Genomic DNA, 17,151 nt, shown 5'->3' on the forward strand with positions numbered 1-17,151 from the left:
CAGATGCCTGATGCGACGCTAACGCGTCTTATCAGGCCTACAAATTCCCGCGCCATCCGTAGGCCGGATAAGGCGTTCACGCCGCATCCGGCTGTCGTGCGCAGATGCCTGATGCGACGCTAACACGTCTTATCAGGCCTACAAATTCTCACGCCACCCGTAGGCCGGACAAGACGTTTACGCCGCATCCGGCAGTCGTGCTGGGATGGGCATACAAAATGCACGTTATCGGCAGTCATCATTATTTGTTGTTGCGCAGATCCAGCGCCACGTCGACGATCATATCCTCCTGGCCGCCAACCATCCGGCGTTTGCCCAGCTCAACGAGAATATCCACCGCACTTAAGCCATAACGCGCCGCCGCCGTTTCACAGTGACGCAGGAAGCTCGAGTAAACACCAGCGTATCCCAGCGCCAGCGTTTCGCGATCGACTCGTACCGGTCGATCCTGCAACGGACGCACCAGGTCGTCGGCGGCATCCATTAACGCATAGAGATCGGTCCCATGCTGCCAGCCCAGTTTATCCGCGGCGGCAATAAACACTTCCAGCGGTGCGTTACCTGCGCCCGCGCCCATTCCCGCGAGGCTGGCGTCGATTCGGTCGCAGCCCTCTTCCACCGCCGCGATAGAGTTCGCCACGCCAAGACTCAGGTTATGGTGAGCGTGCATGCCAGTTTGCGTTTCTGGTTTCAGCTCTGCTTTCAGGGCGCGGAAACGGTCACGGATATCGCTCATGTTCATCGCACCGCCAGAATCCACCACATAAATACAGGTCGCACCGTAGCCTTCCATCAGCTTTGCCTGCTTGGCGAGATTCTCCGGCGTGGTCATATGGCTCATCATCAGAAAACCAACGGTGTCCATTCCGAGCTCGCGGGCATACTGAATATGCTGGGCGGAAACATCAACTTCGGTACAGTGCGTTGCCACACGAACCACCCGCGCGCCAGCCTGCCAGGCATTTTTCAGATCGTGAATAGTGCCGATTCCTGGCAGCAACAACGTCGCGATTTTGGCGTGCTTCACCACATCCGCCGCTGCTTCAATCCATTCAAGGTCGCTATGTGCGCCGAAACCATAGTTAAAGCTGGAACCTTGCAAACCGTCGCCGTGGGCCACTTCAATCGAATCCACGCGGGCATCGTCCAGTGCTTTGGCAATCTGGCGAACGTTTTCCAGCGAATACTGATGACGAATGGCGTGCATACCGTCACGCAATGTGACGTCCGAGATATAAAGTTTTTTACCGTTCATGCCGCTTCTCCTGCCTTGCGCGCCAGTGACTGGGCCATTTTTTCCGCTGTCGCCAGCGCACTGGAAGTCATAATATCGAGGTTGCCCGCATAGGCAGGCAGATAATGCGCTGCGCCTTCGACTTCCAGCCAGACCGCTGTTTTCAGTCCGGAGAATTGCCCCACGCCCGGTAAATTGACCGGTTTATCCTGCGGGATAACTTCAAACTGCACGCGCTGTTTCAGGCGATAACCCGGTACGTAAGCCTGCACCGCCTCAGCCATTTCATTGATTGAGGCTTCGATATCATCTTGTGAAGCTTCGTCGCTCAATACATACACCGTGTCACGCATCATCAACGGTGGCTCTGCTGGGTTAAGCACAATAATCGCCTTCCCTTTTGCCGCGCCGCCCACCACTTCAATGGCTCGGGAAGTGGTTTCCGTAAATTCATCGATATTGGCACGCGTACCAGGTCCGGCAGATTTACTGGCGATAGAAGCGATAATTTCGGCGTAATGAACACGCGCCACGCGTGAAACTGCCGCCACCATTGGAATGGTGGCCTGGCCGCCGCAGGTGACCATGTTGACGTTCAGTTGATCGACGTTCGCCTCGAGGTTAACCACCGGCACGCAGTAAGGGCCGATGGCAGCAGGCGTCAGGTCAATTAAGCGAATATCCGGTTTCGCTTCGCGTAAAGCGGCATCGTTTTTCACATGCGCGCCCGCGCTGGTCGCATCAAATACAATGTCGATATCAGCAAATTCAGGCATGTTCATCAGCCCGATCACCCCTTCATGGGTGGTGGCGACGCCCATACGTCTGGCACGCGCCAGACCGTCGGACTGAGGATCAATGCCGACCATCACCGCCATCTCCAGATGCTGACCGTGACGCAAAATTTTAATCATCAGATCGGTGCCAATGTTGCCAGAACCGATAATGGCGACTTTACGCTTACTCATGACAGACTTCCTTTTGGGGCTGCGCTTGAAAATGTCGCAGCAACTGAACCTATGCCTTCAATATGGGCTTCAAAACGATCGCCCGCATTCACCGCCACCATCGGGCCTAATGCCCCGGTAAGAATGATATCTCCGGCGCGCAGCGGTTCACCCAGACTGGCCATTTTGCGTGCCAGCCAGACGGCGGCATTAAGCGGATGTCCCAGGCATTCGCTGCCGCGCCCGCTGGAAACCTCTTCGTTATTACGCGTCATCTTCATGGCGCAGTTTTTCAGGTCTAACCCCGCCGGACGTTGCGCCGGACCGCCGATGACATACACCCCGCAGGAAGCGTTATCTGCCACGGTATCGACAAACTGAATCGACCAGTCGCGAATGCGGCTCCCCACCACTTCCAGCGCCGGAAGTACCCATTCAATGGCGTTATACAGTTCGTCGAAGGTGATATCAGTTGCGGGTAAATCGCGGTTCAACACCAGTGCGATCTCCGCTTCAATGCGGGGTTGCAGAACACGGGAAAAAGGAATGATTTCGTTATCGCCATAACACATGTCGGCAAATAACGTCCCAAAATCCGGTTGATCAACGCCCAGTTGTTGTTGCACTTTCGGATGCGTCAGGCCCACTTTACGCCCTACCACGCGACGCCCCTGCACAACGTCATATTGCACATTTATGTGCTGAATGGCGTAGGCCGCTTCAGCGTTATCGATACCAATCAGATCGCGCAGCGGCGCAATCGCTTCGCCCTGCTCTGCGGCGCGGCGTAAATCCGCCGCCAGTTGCTCAAGAGTATGCTTCGTCATGACCATTCCTTAAGGGCGTGCGAGGAAATTCAGCACCAATTGATTGAAAGCGTCGGCATGTTCCCACTGCGCCCAGTGACCACAGTCGCGGAAGATATGCAGTTCAGAACCGGCAATGCCGGACAGCAGACGCAGACCCGCATCCATCGGCACAAAGCGGTCGTTGCGCCCCCAGACAATCAGGGTTTGCGCTTTGATTTCCGCCAGACGTGGGCCAAAATCCGGGAACTGTTTCGGATTAGCTTCCAGGCTCTTAACGAAGTTTTCCAGGTGATCGCGGCGCGACAGCATATTATTCAGGCGCGCTTCAAACAGGGCGTCGGTCAAATCGCTGGTATCAAAAACGAAGATATCCATCATCAGCTTCAGGTTTTCGATAGTCGGCTGACGATAAAGCTGATTCAGTCGCTTAATACCTTCGGTTGGCATCGGCGTAAACAAACTCATGCCGCCCGTACCGCCGCCCATCAGCACCAGTTTGCCTACGCGCTCCGGCCATTTAAGGGTGAACGCCACAGAACTATGGCCCCCCATCGAGTTGCCCAGCAGGTGGATTTTGGCGATATCCAGTTGATCCACCACGCTTTTCAGGATTCGTGCATTAAGATCCGATCGCGAACCACTATTAACGACCGAATCGCTCTTGCCCCAACCCGGACAATCCAGCAGGATCACCCGATAGCCCGCCTCTACCAGCGGATCGATATTGCGGCTGAAGTTCGCCCAGCCAGTAGCACCCGGGCCGGAACCATGCAGCAGGACAACGGTTTCGTCGCCTTGTCCGCAGTCATTAAAATGGATGCGCAGCGTTTTACCCGCTTCTTCTACATTCAGAAAACGGCTGGTGGCGGCTTCGGTTTGTGGCTGATAACTCATCATCTTCTCCTGCATATTCAGTTCTCTGTTCTGGCGCTTAACGAGCCAAATCCGGCAATCCACTCCGGGATTGGGCGGTAATAACGCCCTTCGCTACGCCAGTTGCCAAACGCAGAAATAGCGGCAAAAGCGGCGACCCAGGTTTTGATTTCATGTGTCGACTTTCCGGCAATGGCGGAAAGCTCTTCGTTACTGACGGCATCCAGTTCCTGTATGCGTCCCTGCTCCAGCAAAGTCATGAACTGGTTATCCCAAATCGGGTTGAGCGGATGCAGCGTTCTCTGATCCTCAACAAACTTCTCAGCGGCGCTAATCACCCGTTGCTGACGCAATTCGCGCTCACTGGCGGGTAAATCTTTCCCGCTCCCCAACAGACGGTCGCGCATATGGGCATCGGCTTTCGCCAGTTCGGGCACCGGCGGCTGATGGGAAAGCCCACCGGAACCCAGGAACAGCACGCGTTTATTGAGAGTGCTGGTGAAACGTCCAATGGCTTCACCCAACATGCGGGTACGCTGGAAACCGGGCAGCGGCGTGGCGACACCGTTGATGAACACAGGCAGAACTGGCACCTTATCCAGCCCACCGAGCAGGAACTCCAGCGGCTGGGCGAACCCGTGGTCCACCTGCATACAGTAAGAAACGGCAAGATCGATCCCGCTCTTCATGACGGCATGCGCACAGGCCTCCGCCAGCTCCACAGGCACGGGCAGCTCTCCTGCCGCACTGCCGAAATCACCAATTGCCGTCGCTCCAACGCCTAAACAGAACGGTGGCATCACGTCATAGAAAAAGCCGTTGTAGTGATCTGGCGCAAACAGCACCACCAGTTCAGGGGAGAATGCCGCAATACGCTCGCGGGCGCTGGCAATCACGCCATTGACCTCATCGAGCACCTCTTGCGCCGGGTCGACATACCCCACCAGCGGCGAGTGGGAAAGACAGTGAAGATAAGCGTGCATATCAGGCTACCTTTTCGACAGAAACGTCGGCATCAGGGCGGGTCAGCGTCATCACCGACGCCAGTTTATTCAGGGTCTTGCCCAGGGTTTGCGGAATGGCGGTGGCGGCAACAAAGCGATCCGGGCGCATCACCACCAGCGAAGCATTGTGTTGCGCGAACCAGCTACGCAGGCGACCTTGCGTATCGCCCACGCGTAGTACGCCGTCGTGGTTATCCTGTGCGGTATGAATTTGCACTTCCGGCACCACCTGAATGAAGCGTGTGCCCAACGCGCGCCACTGCTGGATTTGCTCGTCGCTCATCCCCCACAGTGGATTGCATCCCCAGCCAATTACCGCGAAGTTCGCGCCGATCGCGTTATCGAGCAGCGTCACGTCGCCGTTTTCCAGCGTGACTTTCGGCTGAATAAACATCTTGCCGACCGGAGAGTGCTTCGCTTCGCCCTCACGCATCAGCGCACCGCCGTAATATTGCGGCATCGGCTTGAAGCGCATTTCGAGGAAGTAGCGTTTTACTGGCGGCAGATAATTCAACAGCCAGGAAACGCCGTCACGTAACGTACCCTGCCAGCGTTTCGGCGGAGCCAGCACGTTGCCCGCCGTCACGGACAGGTCAATCATCGCTTTGGCGTGATCGCGACGTTCTTGTTGATAGGTATCGAGCAGCGCATCGCGGGCTTTCCCCTGGATAACCAACGCCAGTTTCCATGCGAGGTTAAAGGCGTCGCGCATACCACTGTTATAGCCCTGCCCCTGCCATACCGGCATGATGTGCGCGGCATCGCCCGCCAGCAGTACGCGATCAATACGGAAACGTTGCGCCAGTCGCGCGTTGTGGGTGTAGACACGCTGGCGAATCAATTCAACATTGTCCGGATTAGGCAGCACTTTGCTTAACAGCTTGCGCATATTTTGCGGCTCACGCAGCTGCTCTTCGGTTTCTCCCGGCATCACCATAAATTCAAAGCGACGTACCGCATGAGGCAGCGCGGCAGAAACATACGGGCGCACCGGATCGCAACACAAATAGATATGCGGCGTACTTAACGGATCGTTGGCGATATCTACCACAATCCACTGATTTGGCGCAGTTTTACCTTCAAACGGCACATTCAGAGTGCGACGGACAAAACTTGCTCCACCGTCACAGGCTACCAGCCACTGGGCTTTGACTATTTCCCGCTGCCCTTCTGCCGTTTTCAGGTGCAAGGTCACTTCGTCATCTTGCTGACTGAAGGCCTCCAGCTCGCGGGAAAACAAGCAGCGCACATTCGGAAAACGCGACACCCCTTCCAGCATCACCGCATCGACCTGCGGCTGAATAAAGGCGTTACGGCGCGGCCAGCCAAATTCATCGGTCATTGGCTGAATATCAGCAAAACAGCGGCCTTTCGGGGTGAGAAAACGCATCGCGTGCCACGGCGTAGTGTGCGGCAGAACATCATCGACCAGGCCGGCCGACTGCATGGTGCGCAGCGCCTCGTCATCAATACCAATCGCACGCGGGTAGTCGATCAACTTATCGAGTTTCTCCACCACCAGCACGTCAATGCCCATCTGGCCGAGATAGTTCGCCATCATCAGCCCAACCGGGCCGGCACCAGCGATCGCCACCTGAACGCTATGGTTAACAGCAGGCTGGATGTCAGGGTGTTGTATTGCCATTTCAGTACCTCACGACTCGGACAAAATGTCGTTGCGCGCACAGTACAGCGCAACTTATTTTGTTAAAAACATGTAAATGATTTTTTATTGTGCGCTCAGTATAGGAAGGGTGTTTTCGGCTACAATCAAAACATGCCCGAATGTGCATCAGGTGCACCACGTTGTTTTAACTATAGAAATGTCAATTAATATGCAGAACAATGAGCAGACGGAATACAAAACCGTGCGCGGCTTAACCCGCGGTCTAATGTTATTAAATATGTTAAATAAACTTGATGGCGGTGCCAGCGTCGGGCTGCTGGCGGAACTCAGCGGCCTGCATCGCACCACTGTGCGGCGACTGCTGGAGACGCTGCAGGAAGAGGGATATGTCCGCCGTAGCCCCTCCGATGATAGTTTTCGACTGACCATCAAAGTGCGGCAATTAAGCGAAGGATTTCGTGACGAACAGTGGATTTCTGCACTGGCGGCCCCACTGCTGGGCGATCTGTTGCGCGAAGTGGTATGGCCGACAGATGTGTCCACGCTGGATGTTGATGCAATGGTGGTACGCGAAACCACTCACCGTTTCAGCCGCTTATCCTTTCACCGGGCAATGGTCGGGCGACGTTTGCCGCTTCTGAAAACCGCCTCGGGCCTGACCTGGCTGGCCTTTTGCCCGGAACAAGACCGCAAGGAATTAATCGAAATGTTAGCCTCCCGCCCCGGTGATGACTATCAACTGGCACGGGAACCGTTAAAGCTGGAAGCCATTCTGGCGCGCGCGCGCAAAGAGGGTTACGGACAGAACTACCGCGGCTGGGATCAGGAGGAGAAGATCGCCTCTATCGCCGTACCGCTGCGCAGTGAACAACGGGTGATTGGCTGTCTGAATCTGGTGTATATGGCGAGCGCAATGACCATTGAACAGGCAGCGGAAAAGCATCTTCCGGCGCTACAACGGGTAGCAAAACAGATCGAAGAAGGGGTTGAATCGCAGGCTATTCTGGTGGCCGGAAGGCGAAGCGGCATGCATTTACGTTGACACCATCGAATGGCGCAAAACCTTTCGCGGTATGGCATGATAGCGCCCGGAAGAGAGTCAATTCAGGGTGGTGAATGTGAAACCAGTAACGTTATACGATGTCGCAGAGTATGCCGGTGTCTCTTATCAAACCGTTTCCCGCGTGGTGAACCAGGCCAGCCACGTTTCTGCGAAAACGCGGGAAAAAGTGGAAGCGGCGATGGCGGAGCTGAATTACATTCCCAACCGCGTGGCACAACAACTGGCGGGCAAACAGTCGTTGCTGATTGGCGTTGCCACCTCCAGTCTGGCCCTGCACGCGCCGTCGCAAATTGTCGCGGCGATTAAATCTCGCGCCGATCAACTGGGTGCCAGCGTGGTGGTGTCGATGGTAGAACGAAGCGGCGTCGAAGCCTGTAAAGCGGCGGTGCACAATCTTCTCGCGCAACGCGTCAGTGGGCTGATCATTAACTATCCGCTGGATGACCAGGATGCCATTGCTGTGGAAGCTGCCTGCACTAATGTTCCGGCGTTATTTCTTGATGTCTCTGACCAGACACCCATCAACAGTATTATTTTCTCCCATGAAGACGGTACGCGACTGGGCGTGGAGCATCTGGTCGCATTGGGTCACCAGCAAATCGCGCTGTTAGCGGGCCCATTAAGTTCTGTCTCGGCGCGTCTGCGTCTGGCTGGCTGGCATAAATATCTCACTCGCAATCAAATTCAGCCGATAGCGGAACGGGAAGGCGACTGGAGTGCCATGTCCGGTTTTCAACAAACCATGCAAATGCTGAATGAGGGCATCGTTCCCACTGCGATGCTGGTTGCCAACGATCAGATGGCGCTGGGCGCAATGCGCGCCATTACCGAGTCCGGGCTGCGCGTTGGTGCGGATATCTCGGTAGTGGGATACGACGATACCGAAGACAGCTCATGTTATATCCCGCCGTTAACCACCATCAAACAGGATTTTCGCCTGCTGGGGCAAACCAGCGTGGACCGCTTGCTGCAACTCTCTCAGGGCCAGGCGGTGAAGGGCAATCAGCTGTTGCCCGTCTCACTGGTGAAAAGAAAAACCACCCTGGCGCCCAATACGCAAACCGCCTCTCCCCGCGCGTTGGCCGATTCATTAATGCAGCTGGCACGACAGGTTTCCCGACTGGAAAGCGGGCAGTGAGCGCAACGCAATTAATGTGAGTTAGCTCACTCATTAGGCACCCCAGGCTTTACACTTTATGCTTCCGGCTCGTATGTTGTGTGAAATTGTGAGCGGATAACAATTTCACACAGGAAACAGCTATGACCATGATTACGGATTCACTGGCCGTCGTTTTACAACGTCGTGACTGGGAAAACCCTGGCGTTACCCAACTTAATCGCCTTGCAGCACATCCCCCTTTCGCCAGCTGGCGTAATAGCGAAGAGGCCCGCACCGATCGCCCTTCCCAACAGTTGCGCAGCCTGAATGGCGAATGGCGCTTTGCCTGGTTTCCGGCACCAGAAGCGGTGCCGGAAAGCTGGCTGGAGTGCGATCTTCCTGAGGCCGATACTGTCGTCGTCCCCTCAAACTGGCAGATGCACGGTTACGATGCGCCCATCTACACCAACGTGACCTATCCCATTACGGTCAATCCGCCGTTTGTTCCCACGGAGAATCCGACGGGTTGTTACTCGCTCACATTTAATGTTGATGAAAGCTGGCTACAGGAAGGCCAGACGCGAATTATTTTTGATGGCGTTAACTCGGCGTTTCATCTGTGGTGCAACGGGCGCTGGGTCGGTTACGGCCAGGACAGTCGTTTGCCGTCTGAATTTGACCTGAGCGCATTTTTACGCGCCGGAGAAAACCGCCTCGCGGTGATGGTGCTGCGCTGGAGTGACGGCAGTTATCTGGAAGATCAGGATATGTGGCGGATGAGCGGCATTTTCCGTGACGTCTCGTTGCTGCATAAACCGACTACACAAATCAGCGATTTCCATGTTGCCACTCGCTTTAATGATGATTTCAGCCGCGCTGTACTGGAGGCTGAAGTTCAGATGTGCGGCGAGTTGCGTGACTACCTACGGGTAACAGTTTCTTTATGGCAGGGTGAAACGCAGGTCGCCAGCGGCACCGCGCCTTTCGGCGGTGAAATTATCGATGAGCGTGGTGGTTATGCCGATCGCGTCACACTACGTCTGAACGTCGAAAACCCGAAACTGTGGAGCGCCGAAATCCCGAATCTCTATCGTGCGGTGGTTGAACTGCACACCGCCGACGGCACGCTGATTGAAGCAGAAGCCTGCGATGTCGGTTTCCGCGAGGTGCGGATTGAAAATGGTCTGCTGCTGCTGAACGGCAAGCCGTTGCTGATTCGAGGCGTTAACCGTCACGAGCATCATCCTCTGCATGGTCAGGTCATGGATGAGCAGACGATGGTGCAGGATATCCTGCTGATGAAGCAGAACAACTTTAACGCCGTGCGCTGTTCGCATTATCCGAACCATCCGCTGTGGTACACGCTGTGCGACCGCTACGGCCTGTATGTGGTGGATGAAGCCAATATTGAAACCCACGGCATGGTGCCAATGAATCGTCTGACCGATGATCCGCGCTGGCTACCGGCGATGAGCGAACGCGTAACGCGAATGGTGCAGCGCGATCGTAATCACCCGAGTGTGATCATCTGGTCGCTGGGGAATGAATCAGGCCACGGCGCTAATCACGACGCGCTGTATCGCTGGATCAAATCTGTCGATCCTTCCCGCCCGGTGCAGTATGAAGGCGGCGGAGCCGACACCACGGCCACCGATATTATTTGCCCGATGTACGCGCGCGTGGATGAAGACCAGCCCTTCCCGGCTGTGCCGAAATGGTCCATCAAAAAATGGCTTTCGCTACCTGGAGAGACGCGCCCGCTGATCCTTTGCGAATACGCCCACGCGATGGGTAACAGTCTTGGCGGTTTCGCTAAATACTGGCAGGCGTTTCGTCAGTATCCCCGTTTACAGGGCGGCTTCGTCTGGGACTGGGTGGATCAGTCGCTGATTAAATATGATGAAAACGGCAACCCGTGGTCGGCTTACGGCGGTGATTTTGGCGATACGCCGAACGATCGCCAGTTCTGTATGAACGGTCTGGTCTTTGCCGACCGCACGCCGCATCCAGCGCTGACGGAAGCAAAACACCAGCAGCAGTTTTTCCAGTTCCGTTTATCCGGGCAAACCATCGAAGTGACCAGCGAATACCTGTTCCGTCATAGCGATAACGAGCTCCTGCACTGGATGGTGGCGCTGGATGGTAAGCCGCTGGCAAGCGGTGAAGTGCCTCTGGATGTCGCTCCACAAGGTAAACAGTTGATTGAACTGCCTGAACTACCGCAGCCGGAGAGCGCCGGGCAACTCTGGCTCACAGTACGCGTAGTGCAACCGAACGCGACCGCATGGTCAGAAGCCGGGCACATCAGCGCCTGGCAGCAGTGGCGTCTGGCGGAAAACCTCAGTGTGACGCTCCCCTCCGCGTCCCATATCATCCCGCAACTAACCACCAGCGAAACGGATTTTTGCATCGAGCTGGGTAATAAGCGTTGGCAGTTTAACCGTCAGTCAGGCCTTCTTTCACAGATGTGGATTGGCGATGAAAAACAACTGCTGACGCCGCTGCGCGATCAGTTCACCCGCGCACCGCTGGATAACGACATTGGCGTAAGTGAAGCGACCCGTATTGACCCTAACGCCTGGGTCGAACGCTGGAAGGCGGCGGGCCATTACCAGGCCGAAGCGGCGTTGTTGCAGTGCACGGCAGATACACTTGCCGACGCGGTGCTGATTACGACCGCTCACGCGTGGCAGCATCAGGGAAAAACCTTATTTATCAGCCGGAAAACCTACCGGATTGATGGTAGTGGTCAAATGGCGATTACCGTTGATGTTGAAGTAGCGAGCGATACACCGCATCCGGCTCGGATTGGCCTGACCTGCCAGCTGGCGCAGGTCGCAGAACGGGTAAACTGGCTCGGATTAGGGCCGCAAGAAAACTATCCCGACCGCCTTACTGCCGCCTGTTTTGACCGCTGGGATCTGCCATTGTCAGACATGTATACCCCGTACGTCTTCCCGAGCGAAAACGGTCTGCGCTGCGGGACGCGCGAATTGAATTATGGCCCACACCAGTGGCGCGGCGACTTCCAGTTCAATATCAGTCGCTACAGCCAACAACAACTGATGGAAACCAGCCATCGCCATCTGCTGCACGCGGAAGAAGGCACATGGCTGAATATCGACGGTTTCCATATGGGGATTGGTGGCGACGACTCCTGGAGCCCGTCAGTATCGGCGGAATTCCAGCTGAGCGCCGGTCGCTACCATTACCAGTTGGTCTGGTGTCAAAAATAATAATAACCGGGCAGGCCATGTCTGCCCGTATTTCGCGTAAGGAAATCCATTATGTACTATTTAAAAAACACAAACTTTTGGATGTTCGGTTTATTCTTTTTCTTTTACTTTTTTATCATGGGAGCCTACTTCCCGTTTTTCCCGATTTGGCTACATGACATCAACCATATCAGCAAAAGTGATACGGGTATTATTTTTGCCGCTATTTCTCTGTTCTCGCTATTATTCCAACCGCTGTTTGGTCTGCTTTCTGACAAACTCGGGCTGCGCAAATACCTGCTGTGGATTATTACCGGCATGTTAGTGATGTTTGCGCCGTTCTTTATTTTTATCTTCGGGCCACTGTTACAATACAACATTTTAGTAGGATCGATTGTTGGTGGTATTTATCTAGGCTTTTGTTTTAACGCCGGTGCGCCAGCAGTAGAGGCATTTATTGAGAAAGTCAGCCGTCGCAGTAATTTCGAATTTGGTCGCGCGCGGATGTTTGGCTGTGTTGGCTGGGCGCTGTGTGCCTCGATTGTCGGCATCATGTTCACCATCAATAATCAGTTTGTTTTCTGGCTGGGCTCTGGCTGTGCACTCATCCTCGCCGTTTTACTCTTTTTCGCCAAAACGGATGCGCCCTCTTCTGCCACGGTTGCCAATGCGGTAGGTGCCAACCATTCGGCATTTAGCCTTAAGCTGGCACTGGAACTGTTCAGACAGCCAAAACTGTGGTTTTTGTCACTGTATGTTATTGGCGTTTCCTGCACCTACGATGTTTTTGACCAACAGTTTGCTAATTTCTTTACTTCGTTCTTTGCTACCGGTGAACAGGGTACGCGGGTATTTGGCTACGTAACGACAATGGGCGAATTACTTAACGCCTCGATTATGTTCTTTGCGCCACTGATCATTAATCGCATCGGTGGGAAAAACGCCCTGCTGCTGGCTGGCACTATTATGTCTGTACGTATTATTGGCTCATCGTTCGCCACCTCAGCGCTGGAAGTGGTTATTCTGAAAACGCTGCATATGTTTGAAGTACCGTTCCTGCTGGTGGGCTGCTTTAAATATATTACCAGCCAGTTTGAAGTGCGTTTTTCAGCGACGATTTATCTGGTCTGTTTCTGCTTCTTTAAGCAACTGGCGATGATTTTTATGTCTGTACTGGCGGGCAATATGTATGAAAGCATCGGTTTCCAGGGCGCTTATCTGGTGCTGGGTCTGGTGGCGCTGGGCTTCACCTTAATTTCCGTGTTCACGCTTAGCGGCCCCGGCCCGCTTTCCCTGCTGCGTCGTCAGGTGAATGAAGTCGCTTAAGCAATCAATGTCGGATGCGGCGCGAGCGCCTTATCCGACCAACATATCATAACGGAGTGATCGCATTGAACATGCCAATGACCGAAAGAATAAGAGCAGGCAAGCTATTTACCGATATGTGCGAAGGCTTACCGGAAAAAAGACTTCGTGGGAAAACGTTAATGTATGAGTTTAATCACTCGCATCCATCAGAAGTTGAAAAAAGAGAAAGCCTGATTAAAGAAATGTTTGCCACGGTAGGGGAAAACGCCTGGGTAGAACCGCCTGTCTATTTCTCTTACGGTTCCAACATCCATATAGGCCGCAATTTTTATGCAAATTTCAATTTAACCATTGTCGATGACTACACGGTAACAATCGGTGATAACGTACTGATTGCACCCAACGTTACTCTTTCCGTTACGGGACACCCTGTACACCATGAATTGAGAAAAAACGGCGAGATGTACTCTTTTCCGATAACGACTGGCAATAACGTCTGGATCGGAAGTCATGTGGTTAATAATCCAGGCGTCACCATCGGGGATAATTCTGTTATTGGCGCGGGTAGTATCGTCACAAAAGACATTCCACCAAACGTCGTGGCGGCTGGCGTTCCTTGTCGGGTTATTCGCGAAATAAACGACCGGGATAAGCACTATTATTTCAAAGATTATAAAGTTGAATCGTCAGTTTAAATTATAAAAATTGCCTGATACGCTGCGCTTATCAGGCCTACAAGTTCAGCGATCTACATTAGCCGCATCCGGCATGAACAAAGCGCAGGAACAAGCGTCGCATCATGCCTCTTTGACCCACAGCTGCGGAAAACGTACTGGTGCAAAACGCAGGGTTATGATCATCAGCCCAACGACGCACAGCGCATGAAATGCCCAGTCCATCAGGTAATTGCCGCTGATACTACGCAGCACGCCAGAAAACCACGGGGCAAGCCCGGCGATGATAAAACCGATTCCCTGCATAAACGCCACCAGCTTGCCAGCAATAGCCGGTTGCACAGAGTGATCGAGCGCCAGCAGCAAACAGAGCGGAAACGCGCCGCCCAGACCTAACCCACACACCATCGCCCACAATACCGGCAATTGCAGCGGCAACCAGATAAAGCCGCAGAACCCCACCAGTTGTAACACCAGCGCCAGCATTAACAGTTTGCGCCGATCCTGATGGCGAGCCATAGCAGGCATCAGCAAAGCTCCTGCGGCTTGCCCAAGCGTCATCAATGCCAGTAAGGAACCGCTGTACTGCGCGCTGGCACCAATCTCAATATAGAAAGCGGGTAACCAGGCAATCAGGCTGGCGTAACCGCCGTTAATCAGACCGAAGTAAACACCCAGCGTCCACGCGCGGGGAGTGAATACCACGCGAACCGGAGTGGTTGTTGTCTTGTGGGAAGAGGCGACCTCGCGGGCGCTTTGCCACCACCAGGCAAAGAGCGCAACAACGGCAGGCAGCGCCCACCAGGCGAGTGTTTGATACCAGGTTTCGCTATGTTGAACTAACCAGGGCGTTATGGCGGCACCAAGTCCACCGCCGCCCATCAGAGCCGCAGACCACAGCCCCATCACCAGTGGCGTGCGTTGCTGAAACCGCCGTTTAATCACTGAAGGCATCACCGCCTGAATGATACCGATCCCCACCCCACCAAGCAGTGCGCTGCTAAGCAGCAGCACACTTTGGGGGTAAAGCTCACGCATCAATGCACCGACGGCAATCAGCAACAGACTGATGGCGACGCTGCGACGTTCGCTGACATGCTGATGAAGCCAGCTTCCGGCCAGCGCCAGCCCGCCCATGGTGACCACCGGCAGAGCGGTCAACAGGGCAGCCACGCTAAAGCTCATTCCGCTCGCCTGGCGCAATTGCGGTAGCAGTGGACCGACGGAGGTGAGCAGTGGTCGCATATTAAGACCAATCAGCACCAGAACCAGCAGCATCGTGAACGTCTTTTGATGGTTGCGCATGGCTGTCAGAACGGTTTGGTCGGCAGATATTTACCATCTAAGGTGATGACCGCACGTTCGCCACCTTCCGGGTCCGCCACTTTCTTAACGTCGAGTTTGAAGTTAATCGCGCTGATAATGCCATCGCCAAACTTCTCATGAACCAACGCTTTCAGGGTTGTGCCGTACACCTGCAACATTTCATAGAAACGATACATCGTTGGGTCGGTTGGAATACGGTCATCAATGCAGCCACGCAGTGGAATCATCTGCAACAGTAGAATGGCGTCTTCGTCGAGATCCAGCTTCGCCCCGACCAGGCGGGCGGCGTCGGCAGGAAGCGCCTGCTGCCCCAGCAAAGCCGCGGTTACGAAGGCTTCTGCCAGACCGGTACCGTCGGCAATCTCGGCAAATGAGAGATCTTTTTTAGCTTTGCTGAGCAAAATGGCATCGGCAAGATCAAGACGAATATTGCGGTTAATTTGTGACTGAATCATGGTGGATCTCCTGATGGTTTAAAAATAAGGTTACGCTGCGGTAGGTTGGCGTAGCGGTATGGCACAAACGCGAGGATTAGCGGCCAGTGGCACAAACTGGCGGGTTGCGCCGTCAAAAGCTGCGATGCTGCCGCTTTCAATGTCGTAGACCCAGCCGTGCAGGGCGATCCGCCCCTCTTCGAGCGCCAGGCGCACCGATGGATGAGTTTGCAAATTAGCCAACTGAGCAATGACGTTTTCACGTACCATCGCCGCAGCTTTTGACGGTAAATCGGAATGCGGGCGCGCCTCATTAACGACGCGGGCTGAATCGGCATAACGCAGCCAGTGGGAGACGGCAGGCATATGGTCCATACACTGACAGCTGGCAATGGCGGTCATCGCGCCACAGTTGGAATGACCACAAATCACAATGTCAGATACCCGAAGCGCAGCGACGGCATACTCCACCGAAGCAGAAACGCCACCGGGTTCCGGCCCGTAGGAAGGGACAATATTACCTGCGTTGCGAATAACGAACAGATCGCCAGGCTCACGTTGCGTCACCAGCTCAGGGACCAGACGGCTGTCGGAGCAGGAGATAAAAAGGGTGCGCGGGCTTTGCTGTGTCGCCAGCTGTTTAAATAAGGCTTCCCGCTTCGGAAATGCCTCGCGCTGGAATTTAAGGAATCCATCAATAATCTCTTTCACCGTTAACCTCTGTCTGTCTCTGGAATGAGAGGCAGACTACTCGCCGATTGTCATAAGGTAAAAGTCTCATTTATGATGAGTTCTATTGGATTTACTTATAGGTTGGCGAATGCTCTCTCGACATATCAACTATTTTCTTGCCGTGGCTGAACATGGCAGCTTTACCCGTGCCGCCAGTGCGTTGCACGTCTCCCAGCCTGCGCTTTCCCAGCAGATTCGCCAGTTAGAGGAGAGTTTAGGCGTGCCGCTGTTTGACCGTAGCGGGCGAACGATTCGTCTCACTGATGCAGGAGAAGTCTGGCGACAGTACGCCAGCCGGGCGTTACAGGAACTGGGAGCGGGTAAACGGGCGATTCATGATGTTGCCGATCTGACGCGAGGATCGCTGCGTATCGCCGTCACTCCCACCTTTACAAGCTACTTTATCGGCCCTTTAATGGCGAATTTCTATGCGCGCTACCCCGGCATCACGCTCCAGCTACAGGAAATGTCGCAGGAGAAAATCGAGGATATGCTTTGCCGCGACGAGTTGGACGTTGGGATTGCCTTCGCGCCTGTGCATTCGCCGGAGCTGGAGGCAATTCCTTTACTGACAGAAAGTTTAGCGTTAGTCGTGGCGCAACATCATCCGCTGGCCGTCCATGAACAGGTGGCGTTGAGTCGCTTGCATGATGAAAAACTGGTCCTGCTCAGCGCGGAATTTGCCACCAGAGAGCAAATTGACCACTACTGCGAGAAAGCGGGGCTACATCCCATAAGCGCTAACTTAAGGGTTGAACCATCTGAAGAATGCGACGCCTCGGTGCCTCGTTAAGACGATGCCTCGC

14 protein-coding genes and 1 pseudogene are annotated in these 17,151 nt (G+C 54.5%); 6 read left to right on the forward strand and 9 right to left on the reverse strand.

Features of this window, described 5'->3' with window-relative positions; translation table 11 throughout:
- Positions 1–241: 241 nt before the first annotated feature.
- The 6 genes from mhpE to RTW80_RS20080 are packed head-to-tail and all read right to left on the reverse strand — an operon-like array spanning position 242 to position 6,512.
- On the reverse strand, positions 242–1,255 hold the full coding sequence (gene mhpE, locus RTW80_RS20055) for a 4-hydroxy-2-oxovalerate aldolase (RefSeq protein WP_032247731.1): 1,014 nt from the start codon (positions 1,253–1,255) through the stop codon (positions 242–244).
- Complete coding sequence (gene mhpF, locus RTW80_RS20060) at positions 1,252–2,202, reverse strand: acetaldehyde dehydrogenase (protein ID WP_000044314.1); 951 nt, start codon at positions 2,200–2,202, stop codon at positions 1,252–1,254. Before mhpF ends, mhpE begins: the two co-directional genes overlap by 4 nt.
- Positions 2,199–3,008 (reverse strand): 2-keto-4-pentenoate hydratase, encoded by an 810-nt coding sequence (mhpD, locus tag RTW80_RS20065; RefSeq protein WP_000160734.1) that lies wholly within the window; start codon positions 3,006–3,008, stop codon positions 2,199–2,201. The genes mhpF and mhpD overlap by 4 nt, the downstream gene beginning before the upstream one ends.
- Before the next feature lie 9 nt (positions 3,009–3,017).
- On the reverse strand, positions 3,018–3,884 hold the full coding sequence (mhpC, locus tag RTW80_RS20070) for a 2-hydroxy-6-oxonona-2,4-dienedioate hydrolase (RefSeq protein WP_000121907.1): 867 nt from the start codon (positions 3,882–3,884) through the stop codon (positions 3,018–3,020).
- 17 nt (positions 3,885–3,901) lie between these two features.
- Complete coding sequence (mhpB, locus tag RTW80_RS20075) at positions 3,902–4,846, reverse strand: 2,3-dihydroxyphenylpropionate/2,3-dihydroxicinnamic acid 1,2-dioxygenase (RefSeq protein ID WP_000543457.1); 945 nt, start codon at positions 4,844–4,846, stop codon at positions 3,902–3,904.
- A gap of 1 nt (position 4,847) precedes the next feature.
- On the reverse strand, positions 4,848–6,512 hold the full coding sequence (locus tag RTW80_RS20080; RefSeq protein ID WP_032247730.1) for a bifunctional 3-(3-hydroxy-phenyl)propionate/3-hydroxycinnamic acid hydroxylase: 1,665 nt from the start codon (positions 6,510–6,512) through the stop codon (positions 4,848–4,850).
- A gap of 190 nt (positions 6,513–6,702) precedes the next feature.
- Between RTW80_RS20080 and RTW80_RS20085 the strand changes: the two genes are divergently transcribed.
- From RTW80_RS20085 to lacA, 5 genes are all read left to right on the forward strand, one after another.
- Positions 6,703–7,536, forward strand: coding sequence for a DNA-binding transcriptional regulator (locus tag RTW80_RS20085; RefSeq protein ID WP_001301325.1), 834 nt, complete (start codon positions 6,703–6,705; stop codon positions 7,534–7,536).
- Positions 7,537–7,612: 76 nt separating this feature from the next.
- Positions 7,613–8,695 carry a DNA-binding transcriptional repressor LacI gene (gene lacI, locus RTW80_RS20090; RefSeq protein ID WP_000805902.1) on the forward strand — a complete coding sequence of 361 codons (1,083 nt, stop codon included), beginning with the start codon at positions 7,613–7,615 and terminating at the stop codon, positions 8,693–8,695.
- Positions 8,696–8,817: 122 nt separating this feature from the next.
- Positions 8,818–11,892: a beta-galactosidase gene (lacZ, locus tag RTW80_RS20095; protein WP_024250497.1), complete on the forward strand. Its 3,075-nt coding sequence runs from the start codon at positions 8,818–8,820 to the stop codon at positions 11,890–11,892.
- Positions 11,893–11,943: 51 nt separating this feature from the next.
- Positions 11,944–13,197 (forward strand): lactose permease, encoded by a 1,254-nt coding sequence (gene lacY / locus RTW80_RS20100; protein WP_000291549.1) that lies wholly within the window; start codon positions 11,944–11,946, stop codon positions 13,195–13,197.
- A gap of 65 nt (positions 13,198–13,262) precedes the next feature.
- Positions 13,263–13,874, forward strand: coding sequence for a galactoside O-acetyltransferase (gene lacA / locus RTW80_RS20105; RefSeq protein ID WP_063119227.1), 612 nt, complete (start codon positions 13,263–13,265; stop codon positions 13,872–13,874).
- Positions 13,875–13,976: 102 nt separating this feature from the next.
- Here lacA and cynX read toward each other — a convergent pair whose 3' ends face one another.
- From cynX to cynT, 3 genes are read right to left on the reverse strand one after another with little or no spacing between them, the layout of a single operon-like run.
- Entirely contained in the window at positions 13,977–15,158 is a 1,182-nt protein-coding gene (cynX, locus tag RTW80_RS20110; protein WP_001542685.1) for a cyanate transporter CynX, read from the reverse strand.
- Between the two features lie 5 nt (positions 15,159–15,163).
- On the reverse strand, positions 15,164–15,634 hold the full coding sequence (cynS, locus tag RTW80_RS20115; RefSeq protein WP_000616241.1) for a cyanase: 471 nt from the start codon (positions 15,632–15,634) through the stop codon (positions 15,164–15,166).
- A 30-nt stretch (positions 15,635–15,664) separates the two neighbouring features.
- Positions 15,665–16,324, reverse strand: coding sequence for a carbonic anhydrase CynT (gene cynT, locus RTW80_RS20120; RefSeq protein WP_000658652.1), 660 nt, complete (start codon positions 16,322–16,324; stop codon positions 15,665–15,667).
- A 109-nt stretch (positions 16,325–16,433) separates the two neighbouring features.
- On the opposite strand from cynT, the pseudogene cynR reads away from it, so the two are divergent.
- A pseudogene (gene cynR / locus RTW80_RS20125) lies at positions 16,434–17,078 on the forward strand (transcriptional regulator CynR); the annotation flags it as partial.
- Positions 17,079–17,151 lie beyond the last annotated feature (73 nt).

The sequence above is a fragment of the Escherichia sp. AM3 genome, from assembly GCF_032029835.1.
In the GTDB taxonomy this organism is placed as follows: domain Bacteria; phylum Pseudomonadota; class Gammaproteobacteria; order Enterobacterales; family Enterobacteriaceae; genus Escherichia; species Escherichia coli.